At 43.3% G+C, this 20,836-nt stretch carries 18 protein-coding genes; 13 read left to right on the forward strand and 5 right to left on the reverse strand.

Going from position 1 to position 20,836, the window contains the following annotated elements:
• The first annotated feature begins 48 nt into the window (after positions 1-48).
• Complete coding sequence (gene putA, locus Xvie_RS05085) at positions 49-4,029, forward strand: trifunctional transcriptional regulator/proline dehydrogenase/L-glutamate gamma-semialdehyde dehydrogenase (RefSeq protein ID WP_086108264.1); 3,981 nt, start codon at positions 49-51, stop codon at positions 4,027-4,029.
• 322 nt (positions 4,030-4,351) lie between these two features.
• Here the strand turns inward: putA and fliZ are convergent, their stop codons facing one another.
• The 3 genes from fliZ to Xvie_RS05100 all read right to left on the reverse strand — a co-directional run bounded on the left by fliZ (position 4,352) and on the right by Xvie_RS05100 (position 6,957).
• Positions 4,352-4,864: a flagella biosynthesis regulatory protein FliZ gene (gene fliZ / locus Xvie_RS05090; RefSeq protein WP_086108265.1), complete on the reverse strand. Its 513-nt coding sequence runs from the start codon at positions 4,862-4,864 to the stop codon at positions 4,352-4,354.
• A gap of 53 nt (positions 4,865-4,917) precedes the next feature.
• Complete coding sequence (locus tag Xvie_RS05095) at positions 4,918-5,640, reverse strand: RNA polymerase sigma factor FliA (RefSeq protein WP_086108266.1); 723 nt, start codon at positions 5,638-5,640, stop codon at positions 4,918-4,920.
• A gap of 252 nt (positions 5,641-5,892) precedes the next feature.
• On the reverse strand, positions 5,893-6,957 hold the full coding sequence (locus tag Xvie_RS05100) for a FliC/FljB family flagellin (protein ID WP_086108267.1): 1,065 nt from the start codon (positions 6,955-6,957) through the stop codon (positions 5,893-5,895).
• A 276-nt stretch (positions 6,958-7,233) separates the two neighbouring features.
• Here Xvie_RS05100 and fliD point away from each other — a divergent pair, with 276 nt between their 5' ends.
• The 5 genes from fliD (at position 7,234) to Xvie_RS05125 (ending at position 11,109) form a co-directional block, all read left to right on the forward strand.
• Positions 7,234-8,772, forward strand: coding sequence for a flagellar filament capping protein FliD (gene fliD, locus Xvie_RS05105; protein WP_086108268.1), 1,539 nt, complete (start codon positions 7,234-7,236; stop codon positions 8,770-8,772).
• An 11-nt stretch (positions 8,773-8,783) separates the two neighbouring features.
• Positions 8,784-9,194 carry a flagellar export chaperone FliS gene (fliS, locus tag Xvie_RS05110; protein ID WP_086108269.1) on the forward strand — a complete coding sequence of 137 codons (411 nt, stop codon included), beginning with the start codon at positions 8,784-8,786 and terminating at the stop codon, positions 9,192-9,194.
• Complete coding sequence (gene fliT, locus Xvie_RS05115; RefSeq protein WP_086108270.1) at positions 9,194-9,568, forward strand: flagella biosynthesis regulatory protein FliT; 375 nt, start codon at positions 9,194-9,196, stop codon at positions 9,566-9,568. Before fliS ends, fliT begins: the two co-directional genes overlap by 1 nt.
• Before the next feature lie 270 nt (positions 9,569-9,838).
• The gene (locus Xvie_RS05120) at positions 9,839-10,264 is read left to right on the forward strand and encodes a hypothetical protein (protein ID WP_086108271.1); all 426 of its coding nucleotides are present in this window, start codon (positions 9,839-9,841) and stop codon (positions 10,262-10,264) included.
• Between the two features lie 107 nt (positions 10,265-10,371).
• Entirely contained in the window at positions 10,372-11,109 is a 738-nt protein-coding gene (locus tag Xvie_RS05125) for a cyclase family protein (RefSeq protein WP_086108308.1), read from the forward strand.
• A 126-nt stretch (positions 11,110-11,235) separates the two neighbouring features.
• Here the strand turns inward: Xvie_RS05125 and Xvie_RS05130 are convergent, their stop codons facing one another.
• Together Xvie_RS05130 and fliE are read right to left on the reverse strand one after the other, a co-directional pair.
• Positions 11,236-12,249 carry a glycoside hydrolase family 113 gene (locus Xvie_RS05130; RefSeq protein WP_086108272.1) on the reverse strand — a complete coding sequence of 338 codons (1,014 nt, stop codon included), beginning with the start codon at positions 12,247-12,249 and terminating at the stop codon, positions 11,236-11,238.
• Positions 12,250-12,669: 420 nt separating this feature from the next.
• Positions 12,670-12,981, reverse strand: coding sequence for a flagellar hook-basal body complex protein FliE (gene fliE, locus Xvie_RS05135; RefSeq protein ID WP_086108273.1), 312 nt, complete (start codon positions 12,979-12,981; stop codon positions 12,670-12,672).
• A gap of 284 nt (positions 12,982-13,265) precedes the next feature.
• Here fliE and fliF point away from each other — a divergent pair, with 284 nt between their 5' ends.
• The 7 genes from fliF (at position 13,266) to fliL (ending at position 20,836) form a co-directional block, all read left to right on the forward strand.
• Positions 13,266-14,978 (forward strand): flagellar basal-body MS-ring/collar protein FliF, encoded by a 1,713-nt coding sequence (gene fliF, locus Xvie_RS05140; protein WP_086108274.1) that lies wholly within the window; start codon positions 13,266-13,268, stop codon positions 14,976-14,978.
• On the forward strand, positions 14,975-15,967 hold the full coding sequence (fliG, locus tag Xvie_RS05145; RefSeq protein ID WP_086108275.1) for a flagellar motor switch protein FliG: 993 nt from the start codon (positions 14,975-14,977) through the stop codon (positions 15,965-15,967). Before fliF ends, fliG begins: the two co-directional genes overlap by 4 nt.
• Entirely contained in the window at positions 15,960-16,664 is a 705-nt protein-coding gene (gene fliH, locus Xvie_RS05150) for a flagellar assembly protein FliH (protein WP_086108276.1), read from the forward strand. Before fliG ends, fliH begins: the two co-directional genes overlap by 8 nt.
• Entirely contained in the window at positions 16,664-18,028 is a 1,365-nt protein-coding gene (gene fliI, locus Xvie_RS05155; RefSeq protein WP_086108277.1) for a flagellar protein export ATPase FliI, read from the forward strand. The genes fliH and fliI overlap by 1 nt, the downstream gene beginning before the upstream one ends.
• 226 nt (positions 18,029-18,254) lie before the next feature.
• Complete coding sequence (fliJ, locus tag Xvie_RS05160) at positions 18,255-18,701, forward strand: flagellar export protein FliJ (RefSeq protein WP_086108278.1); 447 nt, start codon at positions 18,255-18,257, stop codon at positions 18,699-18,701.
• Complete coding sequence (locus Xvie_RS05165; protein ID WP_086108279.1) at positions 18,698-20,143, forward strand: flagellar hook-length control protein FliK; 1,446 nt, start codon at positions 18,698-18,700, stop codon at positions 20,141-20,143. Before fliJ ends, Xvie_RS05165 begins: the two co-directional genes overlap by 4 nt.
• Before the next feature lie 216 nt (positions 20,144-20,359).
• Entirely contained in the window at positions 20,360-20,836 is a 477-nt protein-coding gene (gene fliL / locus Xvie_RS05170) for a flagellar basal body-associated protein FliL (RefSeq protein WP_086108280.1), read from the forward strand.

The raw sequence follows: 20,836 nt of genomic DNA on the forward strand, positions 1-20,836 counted from the left end.
AGATATTGTTATGTAACTGGGTTTAGTCTTACCTATTAAGGAGTGAAAATGGGTAGTACCACTATGGGCGTGAAACTCGATGAAGCAACGCGTAATCGAATTAAAGCCGCCGCACAACGAATTGAACGCACACCACACTGGTTAATTAAGCAAGCCATTTTTAATTATCTTGAACGTCTGGAAAATGAGGAAAATATCCCAGAAATATCAGCCAGTCAGGATAACAAAGAAGAAAAGATTTCCGAAGTAGAATCACCGATTGAGATGCCGTATCAACCATTCCTGGATTTTGCCGAGCATATTTTGCCCCAATCGGTGAAACGTTCTGCAATTACTGCTGCCTACCGCCTCCCGGAAACCCAAGCGGTTCCAATGCTACTGCAACGTGCACAGCTATCTGAAGAACAAGCCAAGGCAACTCATAAGCTCGCTTATTCCATCGCCGAAAAGCTGCGTCAACAAAAACAAGGCATTGGTCGCTCAGGATTGGTTCAGGGGTTATTGCAAGAATTTTCACTTTCTTCACAGGAAGGTGTAGCACTGATGTGCCTTGCCGAAGCCCTGCTGCGCATCCCCGACAAAGCAACCCGTGATGCTCTGATTCGCGATAAAATCAGTAACGGCAACTGGCATTCCCATTTAGGTCAAAGCCCTTCCATGTTTGTTAATGCGGCAACGTGGGGATTGTTGTTTACTGGTAAACTGGTGTCTACCCATAATGAAGACAAGTTATCTAAATCACTGAACCGCATCATCAGCAAAAGTGGTGAGCCATTAGTGCGTAAAGGCGTAGATATGGCAATGCGCTTGATGGGTGAGCAATTCGTTACGGGAGAAACCATCGCGCAAGCCCTTGCCAACGCCCGTAAACTGGAGGAGAAAGGCTTCCGCTATTCCTACGATATGCTGGGTGAGGCCGCATTAACTGAAGGCGATGCACAAGCCTACATGGTTTCCTATCAGCAAGCGATCCACGCCATTGGTAAGGCATCAAATGGTCGTGGCATTTATGAAGGGCCGGGAATATCCATCAAACTTTCAGCCCTGCACCCACGTTATAGCCGCGCCCAATATGAACGTGTTATTGATGAGCTTTATCCTCGTCTGCTTTCTCTGACTTTACAGGCGCGTCAGTATGACATCGGTATTAATATTGATGCAGAAGAAGCTGATCGTCTGGAAATTTCTCTCGATTTACTGGAAAAACTGTGTTTTGAACCGAAACTGGAAGGCTGGAACGGTATTGGTTTTGTTATTCAGGCTTACCAGAAACGCTGTCCTTTCGTCATTGACAGCATTATTGATTTAGCACAGCGCAGTCGCCACAGATTGATGATCCGTCTGGTGAAAGGTGCTTACTGGGATAGCGAAATCAAACGCGCTCAAATCGACGGACTGGAAGGTTATCCGGTATACACACGTAAAGTCTATACCGATGTTTCTTACCTCGCCTGTGCCCGCAAACTGCTTTCTGTCCCTAATTTGATCTACCCGCAATTTGCCACCCATAATGCCCATACTTTGTCTGCCATCTATCATCTGGCCGGACAAAATTATTATCCGGGGCAATATGAATTTCAATGCCTGCATGGCATGGGTGAGCCTCTTTATGAACAAGTTGTCGGTAAAATAGCAGAGGGTAAACTCAATCGCCCATGTCGTATTTATGCACCAGTGGGAACACACGAAACACTACTGGCTTATCTGGTGCGTCGCTTGCTGGAAAATGGTGCCAATACTTCGTTTGTCAACCGCATTGCAGATACTTCACTGCCGATTGATGAACTGGTCGCTGATCCGGTAAAAATCGTGCAGGAATTAGCACAAACCGAAGGACAAATTGGCCTGCCACATCCCAAAATTCCTTTACCACGCGATTTATACGGCAAAAATCGTGTTAACTCTTCGGGGCTGGATCTCTCCAATGAACATCGCCTAGCTTCTCTTTCCAGTGCCCTGCTCAGTTCTTCGATGGAAACATGGAGCAGCGAACCGTTGTTGGGCGGCGATTACCAACATACAGGAGAATTGCCTGCAACCAATCCTGTAAGCAATCCCGCCAGATCATCCGATATAGTAGGTTATGTTCGCGAAGCCACTGAACAGGAAGTCAGCCATGCTCTGGATACAGCCACTGATGCTGGCTCAATTTGGTTTGCCACTCCGCCATCCGAGCGTGCAGCAATTTTAGTGCGGGCAGCGGAGTTGATGGAAAATAACCTGCAATCTTTGCTCGGCATTCTGGTTCGTGAAGCAGGTAAAACATTCAACAATGCGATTGCTGAAGTACGTGAAGCTGTAGATTTTCTCCATTATTACGCAGATCAAGTTCGTCAGGATTTTGCCAATGATACCCATCGCCCATTGGGGCCTGTGGTGTGTATCAGCCCATGGAACTTCCCTCTGGCAATTTTCACTGGTCAAATCGCCGCTGCATTGGCAGCAGGCAATAGTGTATTGGCAAAACCTGCGGAACAAACACCACTTATTGCTGCCGTTGCGGTAAAAATGTTGCATCAAGCAGGTATTCCACGCGATGTACTGCAATTATTGCCCGGACAAGGGGAAAAAGTAGGTGCATTATTAGTCGGTGATAACCGTGTACGCGGCGTGATGTTTACGGGTTCTACCGAAGTTGCCAGCTTGTTGCAACGTAATATTGCTGGTCATCTTGATGCACAAGGGCGCCCAACACCATTAATCGCTGAAACTGGTGGCTTGAATGCCATGATCGTCGATTCTTCCGCGTTGACCGAACAAGTTGTCACTGATGTTGTCGCCTCTGCTTTTGACAGTGCCGGTCAGCGTTGCTCTGCCCTGCGAATCCTGTGTATTCAGGAAGATGTTGCCGAAAGAACGATCACCATGCTGAAAGGTGCTATGGCTGAATGTCGGATGGGCAATCCTGAACACTTATCCACGGATATTGGCCCAGTCATTGATGCGGAAGCAAAAGCAGGTATCGAGCGTCATATCCAAACCATGCGCACCAAAGGCCGGACGATTTATCAGGCGGTACATGAAAATACAACGGACAGTCAGGAATGCTCACAAGGTACTTTCGTCAAACCAACACTGGTTGAGTTGGAAAGTTTTGATGAATTGAAGAAAGAAATTTTCGGCCCGGTTCTGCATGTCGTCCTCTTCAAACGCAATGAGTTGGATAAGCTGCTGGATCAAATCAATGCAGCCGGTTACGGCTTAACGTTGGGTATTCACACTCGCATTGATGAAACTATCGCGCAAGTCACGAGCAAAGCAAAAGTCGGCAACTTATATGTCAACCGCAATATGGTTGGCGCAGTCGTCGGCGTACAGCCATTCGGTGGAGAAGGTCTGTCAGGCACAGGGCCAAAAGCCGGTGGGCCACTGTATCTGTATCGTTTATTGTCACAGCGCCCTCTCAAGGCTGCCAGTCAAACGCTGGATCGGCAAGACACAGAATACGAGCTTGATGCCAAAGCCCGTGTCGCCCTGCACTCACCTCTCTACAAGCTGGCTGATTGGGCTGCCAAGCAGAATAATGAAACATTGGGTCAGGTGATTCAGGAGTACAGTTTACTGGCTCAAGGCGGGACAATACGCTTACTGCCCGGGCCAACCGGAGAGCGCAATACCTACACCCTACTGCCACGCGGTCATGTTCTTTGCCTTGCAGATAACGAGCAAGATGTATTGGTGCAATTGGCTGCGGTACTTTCTGTCGGTTGTCAGGCCATTTGGGAAAAAGACGGACTGCATCAAGAATTACAACGCCAGTTACCGGATGATATTCGCCAACATATCTATTGGAGCAACGATTGGCGGAATGAAGCAACAGCGATGGAAGCAGTTATTTATCACGGCGATTGCGATCAATTGCGTCAGATTTGTGAGGTGGTTGCGCAACGTAAAGGGCCAATTATCTCTGTACAAGGGTTCGCCCGTGGTGAAACCAATTTGCTGCTGGAACGCTTACTGCATGAGCGTTCATTAAGTGTTAATACGGCAGCAGCAGGCGGCAATGCCAGCTTGATGACTATTGGTTAATTTTAATCATTAGCAGTTAACTTGATAGCTATTGGTTAGTCTGATAGCTATCAGTTAAATAGATATTGGTTAACATAATTTTTCTGTTTAAATGACTTGCAGTTAAAGCAACTTGATAAAAGTAATTTAAATAAGTTGGCTAATATAATTCAAAGTAAATTAATTAAAATTAGTTAATTAAGATTAATTTCTTATAAATATAAGACCATTTAAATATATAGCAGTAGAAATAACGTAAAATATAATAGAGAGGAATGCGATTATCGCGCATTCCTCTCTGAAATCTTTTCAATTCAACAACGTTATATATCGATATAGTTAATCAATGACCGCTTTGTTGCCAGCTCAGATATTGCTCATATTTACGTAGTGCAATATTGTAATTGCTGAAAGCAGATTGAGATAATTTTTCGCTGAGTTTTTCCTGAATCTCTTTTGGCTTAAACTCACCTGTCGGGTAATTGCTTGAAGTCAGTAATTCATCCAAACGTCTTAAACGAACCACATACTCACGCACGGTACTATGGCTCATCTCTGTTTGCTCAAACAAATACTGTTTAAATGACATAATGTCGAAATGATCAGTCTGACTATTGCAATAAATTTCACTACAAAAGCGGCACAGCGCTACAAATTTACCCTGTAACTCATTCCAGGTTTTGTCATCCACCAATTCAGTCATCTCAGAAATCGCTTCTTTATTCATGACCTGACCGTTAAAAACGAGCGAAATACGGTCGAGTGTTTTATGACAATGCAGACAATGAGTCTGACTATGTTTATAGTCTTTGATATAACGGCTAAGAGGCCGTTTCTTTTGTGTTGTAACAGACATAAGAGATAAAGCCCTGTGTATAGTCTTAATAAAAAAAACAAACAAGCAAAAAGTTACTGTTCTGGATTCAAACGCGCCTTCAGCCTTTTTATCGCCTGACTATGAAGCTGGCTTACACGGGATTCCCCCACGTTAAGCACTGCGCCGATCTCTTTAAGATTCAGTTCTTCCTGATAGTACAGCGTAAGAACCATCTTTTCCCGTTCAGGCAATGATTCAATGACATCAATGACCCGCTGACGAAGATCACCTTCCAATAGTTGTTGGAGAGGATTTGTCTCATGCTCTTCCTCAATTATTGGCTCACAACTCTCACCGTGAATTTCGTGCCATTCGTCATAAGAAAACAGTTGACTGTTATTTGTGTCTAACAGTATTTGCCGATATTCTATCAGATTAATCTTTAATTCTTTAGCAACTTCCTGCTCACTGGCTGGACGGCCTAACTCTTGCTCAAGTTTACGGATGGTCTGCGTGACTTCACGTGCGTTACGCCGCACACTACGCGGAGCCCAATCACGGCTCCTCAACTCATCCAACATTGCACCTCTGATGCGCTGTACTGCATAGGTGGTAAACGCTGTTCCCTGCATGGAATCAAAACGCTCCACCGCATTCAGTAAGCCTATGCCACCAGCCTGAAGTAAGTCATCGAGTTCTACGCTGGCAGGTAATCTTACCTGTAGCCTCAAAGCTTCATGGCGAACCAGGGGTACATAGCGCTTCCAGAGGCTATTTTTGTCCATCACGCCTTCGGCGGTATACAAATCGCTCACAACAACAGACACCTTTGGATAAGAGACTGGATACCATTATCCAATCACCTAATCGGTACAATCGTTTGAACAATGAAGTAAAAGCACTTCTTTTTCACCTATGCGAAATTTTTGATGTCCGCCCAAATGCATAGCAAGTTTCAGGCTGTCCTTGACAATTACCAAAAAATAAGGACCGGCGAACCGATCCTTATTTTATAAGCGTCGTTTATGCAGGTTGCCCTGCATAAATGCTCAACCGGAAAATAAAAATTAACGCAGCAAAGACAGAACGGTTTGTGGAACTTGGTTCGCCTGAGCCAGAACAGAAGTACCAGCCTGTTGCAGGATCTGGCCACGACTCATATTGGAAACTTCAGTTGCGTAGTCAGCGTCTTCGATACGGCTACGAGCAGCGCTCAGGTTGTTAACAGTGTTGTTCAGGTTGTTAACGGTAGATTCCAGACGGTTTTGAACTGCACCTAGGGAGCTACGCAGATCATCAACTTGTGCAAGTGCTGCATCCAAGTCCTTCAGTGGCTCACTAGCTACAATTTCGTCTGTAACAGTGACTTTACCTGCAGCATTAACACTTGCCTTAAAGTATTGAGTTTCATCAGCCGCATTCTTACCTTCTAAAAAGTATTCTTTTTTACCACTAACTTCCCTTTCATACAGTTTTCCAGAACCGGCCGTCAAAGTTTTTGATTTTTCTGCATCTTTTACATCGACATCTACTGGAGCAGCAGTAGTAGTAGCACCAGGAATTTGTTTAATGTGCGTACCTGTTGGTGCCGCCGTAAGAGTAGTCACATCAAATTTATCCAGCTTCAAGACACCACTATCAATATGTTTCAGATCAATCTTGATAGTTTCGCCATCATTCGCTCCAACCTGAATAGTCATTGACTTGGCATCTTTGCTCAATACTTTTACATTGTTGAACTGAGTCTGATCTGAAATACGGTCAATTTCGTCCAAACGTTGTTTAACTTCTTTCTGAATGGATTCCAGATCGCTCTTAGAGTTGCTGCCGTTTTGTGACTGAACAGTCAGCTCACGAATACGTTGCAGGTTGTTGTTGATTTCGTTCAGAGCACCTTCGGTAGTCTGAGCAATGGAGATACCATCGTTTGCATTACGGGAAGCCTGAGTCAGACCTTTAACGTTAGCAGTGAAACGGTTAGCAATCGCTTGACCAGCAGCATCATCCTTCGCGCTGTTAATACGTAAACCAGAGGACAAGCGCTCAATAGCTGTACCTAAAGTGCCTTTAGATCTAGTCAGGTTGTTCTGAGCCAGCAGAGATGAGTAGTTGGTATTAATGACTGATGCCATAGTAGAGTTCCTTTTAAAATCAAGTCGATATAATTAGTTTGAGCCTATTTGCTCACGGTGTTCATCACCGCCAACAGTTTTATCGGCTTCTTAAAAAGAACCTTTAATATTTCTTGAAAAAACTTTTTTATTTTTTTCTCCCTTTTCCCCGATAACCCAAACAGCGCCTGTTCTCATCAATTATTCAGTCCATCAAAAAAACCATTTTGTCAGTAAACTTTTCGCAAATTAAACCGATAACAAGTCCAGTGATGCTTTTTATTAAAAGGAGTCAATATGGCTAGCATTTCCTCAGTAGGAATCGCATCTGGGATAGATCCAAACTTACTGGATAAACTTGAAGCACAAGAAAGAAAACGTTTACAACCATTAACACAGCAACAAAGCAGCTATAAAGCTAAGCTAACTGGTTTTGGTACATTAAAAGGCAGTCTGGAAAAGTTAAAGAGTGCATCCGAAGAACTCAAAAAATTCGATAAGCTCAATACGACCAAAACAAGTGAAGATCATAAAACATTTACCCCGAGTACGGATTCCAAAGCCAGTCCGGGTAATTATGTTATTGAGGTAGAACAACTTGCAAAGGCTCAGTCTCTGCGATCTAAGGAATTTGATGATGTAACAACCCAGCAAGGAGAACAAGGTAAAGGTACCCGTACCATTATTATCACGCAACCAGGTGCAAAAGGTGAAAAAGAGCCAAAAGAGCCAATGCTCATTTCCCTGAAAGATAATGAAACTTCTCTGGTTGAGATCCGTGATGCCATTAATAAAAAAGAAGGCAACGTTAATGCCAGCATCATCAAAGCAGAAGATAATAAAAACTATTTGATCCTAACCTCGAAAAAAGCTGGCACAGAATCAGTCATGACTATTGAGGTTCAAGGTGATGAAAAACTGGGTAACTTGCTGAACTACAAGTCTGACAACAAAGGTGGCGGTTCTGGTGCAATGGAACAAGTAGTAGAACCTGCCAACGCAAAATTAAAAGTCAATGGCATCAAAATTGAACGTCAAACCAATGAAATCAAAGATGCACCAGAAGGCGTTATTCTAAATCTGAAAAAAGTCTCGGAAAAAGTCACAGAAAAAGTTCCGGAGAAAGTCACAGAAAAAGTTCCGGAAAAAGTCACAGAAAAAGTTCCGGAAAAAGTCGCAGAAAAAGTTCCGGGAAAAGATGGAGAAACCAGAGAGGTTGTTAAATCAGAAACACTGGTCGTTTCTCGTGATATTGAGCCAATGAAAGAAGCGATAAAAAAGTGGGTTGATGCTTATAATGAAGTACAGACCACTTTTGATTCACTGACAAAATTCAAACCAGTCAGAAAAGGTGAAGTGGCTTCGAAAGACAACGGCCCCTTACTTGGTGACAGTACTTTAAAAGGTATTCAAAGCCAACTAAGGCAACAACTGGTTTCAGCACAAAATGTTGCTGATATTGCTACCCTGAATAAATTGGGTATCAAACAGAAATTGGATGGTACGCTGGAAATCAGCAATGAAAAACTGGAAAAAAACCTGAAAGAGAAACCTGCCAACGTTAAGGCTTTCTTTATGGGTGATGGAGAAAAAACCGGTTTTGCAACTCAGACGTATAATTTATTGAAAAAAACGTTGGATAACCATGAAGGGACTATCGCAACGGCAACCGAAGGTATCAATAAGAGTCTGAAAACACTGGAAAGACAAGTAGAACAGACCAACAGAAATATTGATGCCACGATGGAGCGCTATAAAAAACAATTTGCAGCACTAGATAAACTTGTTAGTTCCATGAATCAATCAAGTTTATCCTTGGCCCAGCTTTTAAGATAATAAAGGATATTATGTATCAACGTTCGGCAAGCCAGTTATACGCTCAAGTAGATCTTGAAAGCGAAATTATGAATGCCTCTCCCTACCAGTTAATTCAGATATTGTTCAATGGGGCGCTCAGCGCCCTACGTCGTGCAATCATTCTGATGCAACAGGGTAATATCCCAGAGAAAGGTTTAGCTATTTCAAAGGCGATCAATATCATTGATAATGGTCTCAAAGAGGGGTTAGATTTCGAGAAAGGCGGCGAGATTGCTCAGAATCTTTTTGATTTATATGATTATATGGGTCGCCGTTTACTCCATGCCAATTTACGCAATGATGAGAAGGCTATTACCGAAGTGATTGATTTACTTACCGAGATTTCAGATTCTTGGCGGCAAATAGGTCCTCATTACAACGCCAGTCAGGATATTGTTTAATGAAAAATGATATGGATCTTTTGTCAGCTTACCAGCAGATCCTTAGTTTAAGTGAGCAAATGATTGATTTAGCTAGAAATGAAAAGTGGGATGAACTTGTTGAGATGGAAATCACTTATCTGAAGGCAGTAGAAGTGGTTACTTTAATATCAGAAAACTCAGACGCACCATTTTCATTACAGCAGCAATTGACCAAAATTTTGCAAACTGTCTTGGATAATGAAAAAGAGACTAAGAGATTGTTGCAAAAAAGATTAAATGAACTCAGCGACCTGATTAAACAGGAAAGCTGTAAACAGCTCTTACATGATACTTACGGGCAGTTCCCTGTCAGCAGCTATGAGATGGAGTTGACTACGACAGAATCAAAATAAATATAACAACGGGGCAGTGATTCTATTTAACAATAACATTGATTAATGGTGTCATTCATTTTTTTCATTTTAGGTGGTGTCAATTCGTCACCATCGCTTTTTTGACAAATCTAATTCGGCACTTTATTTTATTTATAATTTGCAAACAATCAAGATAACTTACATATAATTTTTAACAAAAAATTAACCAAGAAAATGATAATTGTGATTTTTCCAGGCAATTAATAGGAGGTATCATCATTACGTATTATTTTAAATTAGGTTATTAATATGCTAACAAAATATTTAAGTAAAATTTCTATCATTGCAATATTATCTATTCCTAAAATCGGATTTTCCACAGTAGACAAAAATCTGAATGATTGTGCTACAACGGAATCATGGGTAGCACAAAAAGTTATACAACATGCTGTTGAAAAAAATAAACAACTTGATCCCTATAACGCAACATCAACATTTATAACCAGATACCCACTAACAAAAGATAAGTTACCGATAACTCTTTCCGGTTGGGGACAGCTCTATACTCAAACAGTAGAAATATCGATTCCTTTTATTGATAAGCAAAAATCCCCCATGATTTTTATTGCTACCTCGGTTATTTCAGAAGAAGAATGTTCATTAACTGAACCATCTTATATTGATATTACACCTGAAAATTGGGTTATTCCCACATCTCCAATTGGTGATGAATAAACTAAAATCTGTGAAACATCTCTCAGGATCAGAAAATTATTAATAAATAAATTGCGGAGAAAAAATGATGAATGTTTACTCATAAAAAAATCAAAAGAGAGGTGATTATGTCCTGCGACATTCTGCAAGCACTCGCTTTACTGAAATCAAAAAAATGGGTTGATCTGACACATAGTTTTGACAAAAATTCTCCTCATTTTTTTATGTTCAAGCCTGCTGAGTTTAAAACGCTTTTTGACTATAAGGATGGCTTCTTTACGCAACAATTTATCTTTCCCGGTCAATATGGTACACACATTGATGCCCCCAACCATTTCGTTCCTGATGCTCGTACACTTGATGAACTGGAATTGAAAGAGTTGGTATTGCCTTTAATCGTTATTGACCAATCAGAAAGGGCTAAACAAGATCCTAATTTTTCATTAAATAAAGACGATATTCTGAAATTTGAAGATGAACACGGCACTATTGAGGCTGATACTTTCGTTGCTTTGAGAACAGACTGGAGTAAACGCTGGCCATCTCAGGAAAGAATGAACAATAAAGATAAACAGGGCAATAACCAAACCCCCGGTTGGAGAATGGATGCCTTGAAATTTTTATTTGAAGAGCGAAGAATTAAAGCAATCGGGCACGAAACCCTTGATACTGATTCAGCTAAAGACTTTAGGGAAAATAATGCATTATTGGGCGAATATTATGTATTGGCACAAGACACTTACCAAATAGAACTTTTAGCTAATCTGGATCAAGTACCAACCCGTGGGGCGGTTATTTTTAATATTGTAGCTAAACCTAAAAACGCGACGGGCTTTCCGGTACGTTCATTTGCGATAATTCCATAATCTGCATGTAGTTCAAGCTTTCTCTGATAACTGCTGGAAGAAAATATCAAGCTTGAACTACTATATTTGAACTGCCATATCTGAAATGCTATACCTAAGCTATTACAACTATATCCAATTATAACGCTACTCTTTGTACCACTCGTTAATTATCATTTCTGCTTCTTTACTGTGAATTTGATATGGATGAGTTTTATCATAAGATCCAATAAACCATATTGAAAACCCTTTAAAATAGAGTCGGGGTTCCATCATTTTTCTATAAGCTCGCCATCCATTAATTTGTATTTCTGCAGAGAATATATCTGAGGTCAATGGGTTCCATGGAGTTAGTAAACCAAATTCACATGCAGGAATATTAAACCCACCAAAATATACCGGTTTTTTAGTGGCACGATGCAACCGTCCAATCTGGTAAATAACATCTTGATTACGATTATAGACTGTCGTTGAGAACAGACTTTGTATTATCTCTTCATAAGATGGGACTTTCTTATCTGAAACTTCAAACCAACTATCGATACTGACAATATCCACTTTCTTTAAATAAGATCGATTTATCTTCTGTATAAACTTAGCTTCATAAGAAGGATCCCAATCTGCTGTTATCCATGAATTCATTTGATATATAACGTTACCATTATATTGTTTACGGACAAAATCGATGACATCATTCCAATACCCTTCTGCATACTCCATATGAATAAAATTAGAAGCTATTTTTAGTCCATAGGTATTATATTTGCTAGTTATTGAATCAAATATATCTTGTAATACAACTGTTTTCCAATCCCAAAAAAAGACATTAATATCACTTGGGTTCCATTCAGTTTCGCCAATAGTCCCTTGTTTAATAAATGGGAACGGTTCAACGATAATTTTTATATCATGCTTTAATAGTTCTTCAATCAAAATAATAGCTTTCTGTTTTTGATATTGGTTTACTATTACTTTAGAAGCAGTTACATCTTGGACATCTATTTGTACAGGGACATTTATTGCATTCAAATTAAATCTCTTCACATCTTCCAATATTTTTTCTACATTAATTACATCCCATACTGTTATATTACCTGATTTTATCTTATCTTCTTTGATAGTATCTCTTTTTGCCAATTTCTGAGAGGAAAAATTTCTCATAACCACCTCTGATATTTAGCCGGTTTATGTAATCATGAACTTTATACTTTATATTTTTTAAAGATGAGGTGATGGCATAAATTTACTTAAAGTGATATTTTTTGTAAGACTAACTTTATTAAAATAAGATGTATTACTCATCAATTGAAAACTCAGCAATAAATAAAAAAGCATCTCAAACAATGTATTCCCACTCTTGCAAGATGCTTTCGGCTAAAATTAAAAATAAGAAATTAATGCTCTGCATAATAAAATATACCCAATGGATTTCAAGATGTATCGCAGCGGCAAGGGAGCAAATTCCCGGGAGCATAGATAACTATGTGACCGGGGTGAGTGAACGCAGCCAACAAAGAAGCAACTTGAAAGACGAAGGATATAGAAGGCAAATCTGCTATCAACACTAATTATGTTCGCTAATTAAACCTGCATACTCATAACTTCGTGATACGCACTGACCAGCTTATTTCTCACCTGAATGCCCATTTGCAGAGAAATACTCGCTTTTTGCATATTCACCATTACATCGTTTAGCTCCACACCCTGAACTCCCAGTGTGAAATCTTGTGCTTTCTTTTCCGCACTCAGGCGTGTTTCGTTTATTTTTCCTACAGCGGCAGTGAGTTGGCTGGCAAAACCGCCTTGTACTGGAATAGGTTTGGCAACATTTGCTGCTTGTAATGCCTGAGTCTGCATCTGTTGCAGTACACCTTCAATTGCCTGAATTGACATAAAAACCTCTCGTTAAATCACCCTATTGATAACGTGATTAAGTGCCATATTAGCCGTGGGCTGACAGGCAACTTTCCACTGCTGCCACCGTAACACAGCCCTTCCAAACTAAAGCGGGTAATTGAAGTAAAAATTCGAAGCTTATTGTGCCATTAAAAAAGGTGTGAACAGCGAATAATGATGGAATTAATAATAGGAAGAATCTTTTCGCTTGCGTATGGGGAGTCTGTTTTGTTACGCCACGCTTTTAGTATTCATGTTGACCAGCAAGGCAAGGATCGTCTATGAGTGCAGCAACAACCGACGTTGAAAACCAAAATAAAGGTTTCAGCGCTATCATCAGCAGGATAAAAGCTGATCCAAAAGTTCCGTTATTAGTTGCTGGCTCTGCTGCCATCGCTATCGTCATCGCCCTATTCCTCTGGTTGCGCAGTCCCGATTATCGGGTGCTTTACAGCAGTCTGAGCGATAAGGATGGCGGCGAAATCGTTACGCAATTAACCCAAATGAATATCCCTTATCGTTTTGCCGAGAATGGCTCTGCGCTCATGATACCTACCGATAAAGTGCATGAGACCCGCCTGAAACTGGCTCAACAAGGACTGCCTAAAGGGGGAGCTGCGGGTTTCGAATTATTGGATAAAGAAAAATTTGGTATCAGCCAGTTCAGTGAACAGGTGAATTACCAACGCGCACTGGAAGGTGAGTTAGCGCGTACCGTGGAATCACTCGGCCCCGTCCAGACCGCACGGGTTCATCTGGCTCTGCCTAAGCCCTCTCTGTTTGTTCGTGAACAAAAATCACCATCAGCTTCTGTGACTGTGGGATTACTGCAAGGTCGTGCGCTGGATGAAGGGCAAATCAACGCTATCGTGCATATGGTTTCAAGTAGTGTTGCCGGCCTGCCAGCAGGTCATGTCACAATTGTGGATCAATCAGGGCGTCTGCTGACGCAGAGCGATGCTACCGGCCGCGATTTGAACACAACACAGTTGAAATATACGCAGGAAGTTGAAAATCGTTTCCAACATCGTATTGAAACCATTCTGGCGCCTGTGGTTGGTCGTGGCAATATACATGCACAAGTAACAGCCCAAATTGATTTCTCTCGCCACGAAGAAACAGCGGAAGAATATAAACCGAATCAGCCACCAAACCAGGCTGCCGTTCGCTCCAAACAGAGCAGTTCCAGCGAACAAAGCGGCGGACCATTGGTTGGTGGTGTGCCGGGTGCATTATCGAATCAGCCAAATGCTGCACCAAGCGCCCCGATTGAAAAACCTGATACAAATACCAAAGGTAACGGTGACGAAAAATCTGGTCAGCAGCGCAATAACACTAACAATAATAATAGTTACGAGCGCACGGTAAGTAACAGCCGCAATAACCGTCATGACGAACGCATCAACTATGAAATAGATCGCACTATTCGTCATACTCAATTGCAGGCTGGCACAGTGAAACGCCTTTCGGTTGCGGTTGTCGTTAACTATGCCACCGTTCAGGGGAAAAATGGCCCCGAAACACAAGCGCTGACACCAGAGCAACTTTCACAGATCGAATCCCTGACCCGTGAAGCAATGGGCTTCTCTACTGACCGTGGCGATAGTCTGAATGTGGTTAACACTCTGTTCAATGACACAACAGAAACGATAGAACCTCTGCCATTCTGGCAACACCCTGTCCTACTGGAAAAAATGTTGGAAGCAGGACGTTGGTTACTGTTGGCTCTGGTTGCATGGTTACTGTGGCGTAAAATGATCGTGCCACAAATTGCCAAAAAACGTGCTGCGGAAAAAGCCGCGCTGGAAGCACAGAAAAAACAGCATAAGCCGCAAACAGAAGTCAATGCTGAAATGGATGAAAAAATGCGCCGTCAGCTGGCTCGCCAACGTGTCAATGCTGAGCTTCAAAGCCAGCGTATCCGTGAACTTGCAGAAAAAGATCCTCGCGTCGTCGCGCTGGTGATCCGTCAATGGATGAGTAACGAACAATGAGCCTGACCGGAACAGAAAGAAGTGCCGTCATGTTAATGACCCTGGGAGAAGATCAGGCGGCCGAGGTGTTCAAGCACCTGAATTCCCGGGAAGTTCAACAACTGAGTATTGCAATGGCGGGGATGAGACAAGTCTCCAATCAGCAACTGGTTGAAGTGCTGGCAGAGTTTGAAGAAGATGCGGGGCAGTATGCTGCCCTCAGCATCAACGCCAACGACTATCTGCGCAGCGTACTGATCAAAGCATTGGGTGAAGAACGAGCTTCCAGCCTGCTTGAGGATATCCTTGAGTCCCGTGATACCACAACAGGCATCGAAACCCTCAACTTTATGGAACCGCAGATGGCAGCTGATATGATCCGCGATGAACATCCGCAGATTATTGCCACCATTTTGGTTCATCTGAGCCGTGGTCAGGCAGCCGATATTCTTGCCCTGTTTGATGATCGCCTGCGCAACGATGTAATGCTGCGTATCGCCACTTTTGGCGGTGTACAGCCATCCGCTCTGGCGGAATTGACAGAAGTGCTGAACAACCTGCTGGACGGTCAGAACCTGAAACGCAGCAAAATGGGTGGTGTTCGTACTGCGGCAGAAATTATCAACTTGATGAAAAGCCAACAGGAAGAAAGCGTCATTGATGCGGTTCGTACCTACGATGGCGAGCTGGCACAAAAAATTATTGATGAAATGTTCCTGTTCGAAAATCTTATCGGCGTGGACGATCGCAGTATTCAACGCCTGTTGCAGGAAATTACAACCGACTCCCTGCTTGTGGCATTGAAAGGTTGCGATCAGGCACTGCGCGATCATTTCCTCAACAATATGTCACAACGTGCTGCTGAAATCATGCGCGATGATTTGGCAACTCGTGGCCCTGTACGTATGTCCCAAGTGGAAGCAGAACAGAAAGCCATCCTGCTTATTGTTCGTCGTCTGGCAGAAAATGGCGAAATGATCCTAAATGGTGGTGACGATACCTATGTCTGATAAGTCAAATAATGGAAACTGGCGGCCGTGGCAGCCAGGCGAACTGACTCAGTGGGAAACATTGCGGGCAAAACTGGAACCCATGGATGCGGAACAGGAGCCAAGCGAACAGGATCGACTGCTGGAACAAGCGAGAATACTGGACGAACTGAAAGAACAGGCTCGTCAGGCCGGCCATATGCAGGGCTTTGCAGAAGGTCAGATGCAAGGTTATGAACAAGGGATTCAGGAAGGCCGGCAGGCAGGAATGGAACAAGGTTTGCAGGAAACCCAGCAACAACAGCAAATTGTTATCGATCAGTGGAAAGCCTTGCTAACAGACTTTAGCCATTCGATGGACGGGCTGGATACTGTTATTGCTTCTCGTCTGATGCAACTTTCATTGACCGCTGCCCACCATATTCTGGGGCAGCCTGCTGTATGTGATGGCACTGCCTTGCTGAATCAGATCCGCGAATTTATTCAGCAAGAACCTATGTTCAGCGGAAAACCACAATTGCGTGTCCATCCACAAAACATTCCTCTGGTTGAACAGCAACTGGGGGAAGTTTTGGCGCTGCACGGCTGGCGCTTAATTGCCGATAACAGACTACATCCGGGCGGCTGTAAGGTCAGTGCGGATGAAGGAGATATGGACGCCAGTTTAGCAACCCGCTGGCATGAAATGTGCCGTCTGGCAGCACCGGGAGAATTGTGATGACAGCAAGACTGGGTCGCTGGCTGGCAACATTGGATTCATTGGAAAAGCGCCTGGAAAAAACACCAAAAGTACGCCGCTATGGACGCCTGACCCGCGCTACAGGCTTGGTGCTGGAAGCCACTGGTTTGCATATGCCCCTCGGTGCCACCTGTCTGATTGAGCGTCAAAATGGCAACAGTATTGAAGAAGTTGAAAGTGAAGTCGTCGGCTTCAATGGTGAAAAACTGTTGTTGATGCCACTAGAAGAACTGGAAGGCATTGTGCCGGGTGCCCGTGTCTATGCCCGCTCTTATGGCGAAGATGCCGGAGGCGGACGCCGCTTGCCTCTGGGACCAGAATTGCTTGGCAGGGTTCTGGATGGTGCAGGTCGTCCCCTTGATGGTTTACCTGCTCCTGATACTGGCTATCGCGCTTCCCTGACGACAACTCCACTCAATCCTCTGCAAAGAACTCCCATCAGCAATGTGCTGGATGTTGGCGTTCGTGCCATCAATGCCCTGCTGACAGTGGGACGCGGGCAACGCATGGGATTGTTTGCCGGCTCAGGGGTCGGTAAAAGTGTGCTGCTTGGCATGATGGCACGTTATACCCAAGCAGATGTAATCGTTGTGGGATTGATTGGTGAGCGTGGTCGTGAAGTTAAAGATTTCATCGAAAACATCTTGGGTACAGAAGGATTGTCACGCTCTGTCGTCGTCGCCGCTCCTGCCGATATTTCACCGCTGCTGAGAATGCAAGGGGCTTCTTATGCGACCCGCATTGCTGAAGATTTTCGTGATCGGGGCAAACATGTTCTGTTGATCATGGATTCCCTGACCCGTTACAGCATGGCACAACGTGAAATTGCACTGGCTATCGGTGAACCTCCAGCAACTAAAGGTTACCCCCCTTCGGTGTTTGCCAAGTTGCCGGCATTGGTGGAAAGAGCGGGTAATGGTGTCAGTGATGGCGGTTCCATTACTGCATTTTATACTGTGCTGACAGAAGGTGATGACCAGCAAGATCCGATTGCCGATGCTGCACGTGCCATCTTGGATGGTCATATCGTGTTGTCGCGTTCACTGGCTGAATCAGGTCATTATCCTGCGATTGATATCGAAGCCTCCATCAGTCGAGCCATGACTGCGCTGATCGACAATACCCATTACCGGCGGGTACAGCATTTCAAACAGTTGCTTTCCAGTTATCAACGCAACCGGGATTTGATCAATGTTGGTGCATATGCGGCGGGCAGTGATCCCCTGCTTGACAGGGCGATTGAGCTTTATCCTCATATGTCTCAATTCCTGCAACAAGGCATTGACGAGCGTAGCGAGTACGAGCTGGCCTGTTCTCAGTTTCAACAATTATTGCCGACATAAATTACCGACATAATATTTTGCCCACAAGAATTTAGCCGAGGAATATTTTGCTAAGAGGTATGTACCCTATAAATTTTCAGAATGCAGCCAATAAAGCTGCATCTTGAGAGACGATGGGTATAACGTTTATCAGTACGGTGCCGATATTACTTTTTTCGATATAACTTTGCTATTGATGTAATTCAGTAACGCTTATGTCTGTTTGGTGATTAAAACGAGGAAATACATGCAACAACACTCCCCTCTCGTGACTTTGCGTGAACTTGCCCAAGATGCGGCAGAAAAAGCAGCATCACAACTTGCAAAAATTCGGCAAAGTCACCAGCAAATGGAGCAACAACTCACGGCGTTAATGAGTTATCAGGATGAATATCGTACCCGTTTGAACGACACACTTAGCAGCGGTATGTCCTGCTCGACTTGGCAAAATTATCAGCAGTTTATGAAAACGCTGGAAATGGCAATTGAACAGCACAAATTACAGCTCAATCAATGGAAAAAACGTCTTGAACAAGCCATGTCACAATGGCAGGAAAAACAGCAGCGTCTGAACGCCTTCGACACACTGCAACAACGGGCAGAGCATAATTTGAAGTTACACCAAAATCGCATGGAGCAAAAACAAATGGACGAGTACGCACAACGTGGTGCACAACGGAGAATGAAACAATGAATCTCACTCTTTTGCCTACTGATTTAAAACTCACGAATAAAGCCCCGGATAAAAGTCAGTCAACTTTGAATAATTCCGGGAGTGGTGACCATTCTTCTCAATTTGGGCAACTTCTCAGTGCAGAAACAGCCTCTATGCGGAAATCTACCGCTCAGACGGATAAACATAGTCTGAAAAAGGAAACTCCTGACACTGATAAAACAGCAGAAAACGGGTCACCATTGACAACGGTATTGAATAACACCGTGGTTAAAGGTGAATCAAAAGTGAAAACTGTGCTGCAAGAAACTCAGGAAACGCAGAAAAATAGTGCTGAGTTCGCTGTATTGAAAGACGAAGATCTCTTATCAGCCGAAGCATTAAGTGCAGCAATACCAATCCAGCTTGCCGGTTTACTCCCCCCTCATGCAACCCCTGCGGCTCTACCGGAAGACTCTGAAGGATTGATGGGTGATGAATCATTAAAAAGTGCATTATTAGAAAATAAGTTGCTGGAAAATGACTTGTTGGAAAATAAGTCAGTGGAAAATAAATTGCAGGATGGTCAAGGCAGTGCTGTAAATGCAATGCTGGATAGAAGCGCCAAAGAGAGCAAACTACCTGACATTGAGCTGAAAGAGGAAGGCATCCAGCTTTTTGCCAAACAGGAAGCTTCTCTGAAGAATAAAACAGAGGGGGCGACCAATCTTCAATCTGGATGGACACCACTCGCAGGGCAAGCCAAATTTACTGCCAATAACAACAATAAAACTGAGTCTGCCAATGCTCTCTTTAAAAATATAGCGTCCAGCAGCAAAGAACCCAATCTACTCCAGATGGCAATTCAGGCAACGCCTGCATTGACTACTTCTACAGTAGAGACAGCTTCTATCGATTCACCTGCATTCTTGACAACACCTACCCTACTCTCAGCCGGGCAACACCCGACGGGACAATTTCAGTTGAACAGTACAACTGCACCTTTATTGAATGCTCATCTTGGTAGTGAAGAGTGGCAGCAACAACTCAATCAGCATGTACTGTTCTTTAACCGCAATGGTCTGCAACAGGCAGAGCTTCGCTTACATCCTCAAGAATTGGGTGCGTTGCACATTCGCATGAGCGTTGAAGACAATCAAGCACAGTTGCATTTTGTTTCCGCTCATCAGAACGTTCGTGTGGCTCTGGAAGCTGCTTTACCGGGGTTACGCCATGCATTGGCTGAAAACGGTATTCAATTGGCGCAAAGCAGCATCAACAGTGATGCTCAGGGAAATGGGCAATCAGAACACTATGCGAGTAATCACGCCGGTAACCAGAACAATAATTCCAATTCTCATGCTGAGAACCAAGATCATAGTTTAGCAACTGAAACGGGGATTCTTGTTTCTCATGCATCAGCCATCAGAATGACACCTCAACAACTCGCCTCGACCCTGGGAGGTGTTGATACTTTTGCCTAATTATTCATCTAATTATTCGCCTAATTTCATGATGCACTGTAATAAAACGAAAAAGGGCCGATAACAAACGTGTGAGTTAATAGTTTTTTCCTCGTTTGTTCCAGCCATTGCCGGAACAAAGACGCGGGATAATTGATATCGAATTTGATGGATAAGGGCTCCGCCATGGAATGCGCGGGGACTTATTCGCAACGGAAAACAGGAATTTGTCTGTCCATGTCTGATTATAGCTACGAGCATAAACGCACAAATCCAATTTGGATGATACTGTTAATACTGATTGCTGTTCTTGGTGCTGCCATTGGAGGGTACAGTTGGTGGGTAATGAACCAGCCAACCAACAACAGTACAGAGAAAGCTAAAGTCATTGATACACCAGTATTTATGGCATTGGAGCCTTTTACTGTCAATTTGATCGACAACGAAGATCATTTCGATCGTGTTTTATATGTTGGCGTCACATTGCGTTTATCTGACGAAAAAATCCGTCAGCGTTTCCATGATTATCTGCCGGAAGTTCGTAGCCGCATGTTGTTGCTGTTATCTCGCCAAAAAGCCGCCACTCTGGCAAAAGATGACGGCAAGATGAATTTAGTGGCAGATATCAAACAGACACTACACCCGACACTAATACCCGGTGAACCAGATCAGGAAATCGCCGATGTATTGTTTACCACGTTTATTCTGCGATAA

The sequence above is a fragment of the Xenorhabdus vietnamensis genome (genome assembly GCF_002127535.1).
In the GTDB taxonomy this organism is placed as follows: domain Bacteria; phylum Pseudomonadota; class Gammaproteobacteria; order Enterobacterales; family Enterobacteriaceae; genus Xenorhabdus; species Xenorhabdus vietnamensis.

Excerpts from the sequence above, each read along its gene's own strand:
- putA (WP_086108264.1), top strand. The coding sequence starts at position 49 with ATGGGTAGTACCACTATGGGCGTGAAACTCGATGAAGCAACGCGTAAT.
- fliZ (WP_086108265.1), bottom strand. The coding sequence starts at position 4,864 with ATGTCTGTTACAACACAAAAGAAACGGCCTCTTAGCCGTTATATCAAA.
- Xvie_RS05100 (WP_086108267.1), bottom strand. The coding sequence starts at position 6,957 with ATGGCATCAGTCATTAATACCAACTACTCATCTCTGCTGGCTCAGAAC.
- fliD (WP_086108268.1), top strand. The coding sequence starts at position 7,234 with ATGGCTAGCATTTCCTCAGTAGGAATCGCATCTGGGATAGATCCAAAC.
- fliS (WP_086108269.1), top strand. The coding sequence starts at position 8,784 with ATGTATCAACGTTCGGCAAGCCAGTTATACGCTCAAGTAGATCTTGAA.
- fliT (WP_086108270.1), top strand. The coding sequence starts at position 9,194 with ATGAAAAATGATATGGATCTTTTGTCAGCTTACCAGCAGATCCTTAGT.
- Xvie_RS05120 (WP_086108271.1), top strand. The coding sequence starts at position 9,839 with ATGCTAACAAAATATTTAAGTAAAATTTCTATCATTGCAATATTATCT.
- Xvie_RS05125 (WP_086108308.1), top strand. The coding sequence starts at position 10,372 with ATGTCCTGCGACATTCTGCAAGCACTCGCTTTACTGAAATCAAAAAAA.
- Xvie_RS05130 (WP_086108272.1), bottom strand. The coding sequence starts at position 12,249 with ATGAGAAATTTTTCCTCTCAGAAATTGGCAAAAAGAGATACTATCAAA.
- fliE (WP_086108273.1), bottom strand. The coding sequence starts at position 12,981 with ATGTCAATTCAGGCAATTGAAGGTGTACTGCAACAGATGCAGACTCAG.
- fliF (WP_086108274.1), top strand. The coding sequence starts at position 13,266 with ATGAGTGCAGCAACAACCGACGTTGAAAACCAAAATAAAGGTTTCAGC.
- fliG (WP_086108275.1), top strand. The coding sequence starts at position 14,975 with ATGAGCCTGACCGGAACAGAAAGAAGTGCCGTCATGTTAATGACCCTG.
- fliH (WP_086108276.1), top strand. The coding sequence starts at position 15,960 with ATGTCTGATAAGTCAAATAATGGAAACTGGCGGCCGTGGCAGCCAGGC.
- fliI (WP_086108277.1), top strand. The coding sequence starts at position 16,664 with ATGACAGCAAGACTGGGTCGCTGGCTGGCAACATTGGATTCATTGGAA.
- fliJ (WP_086108278.1), top strand. The coding sequence starts at position 18,255 with ATGCAACAACACTCCCCTCTCGTGACTTTGCGTGAACTTGCCCAAGAT.
- Xvie_RS05165 (WP_086108279.1), top strand. The coding sequence starts at position 18,698 with ATGAATCTCACTCTTTTGCCTACTGATTTAAAACTCACGAATAAAGCC.
- fliL (WP_086108280.1), top strand. The coding sequence starts at position 20,360 with ATGTCTGATTATAGCTACGAGCATAAACGCACAAATCCAATTTGGATG.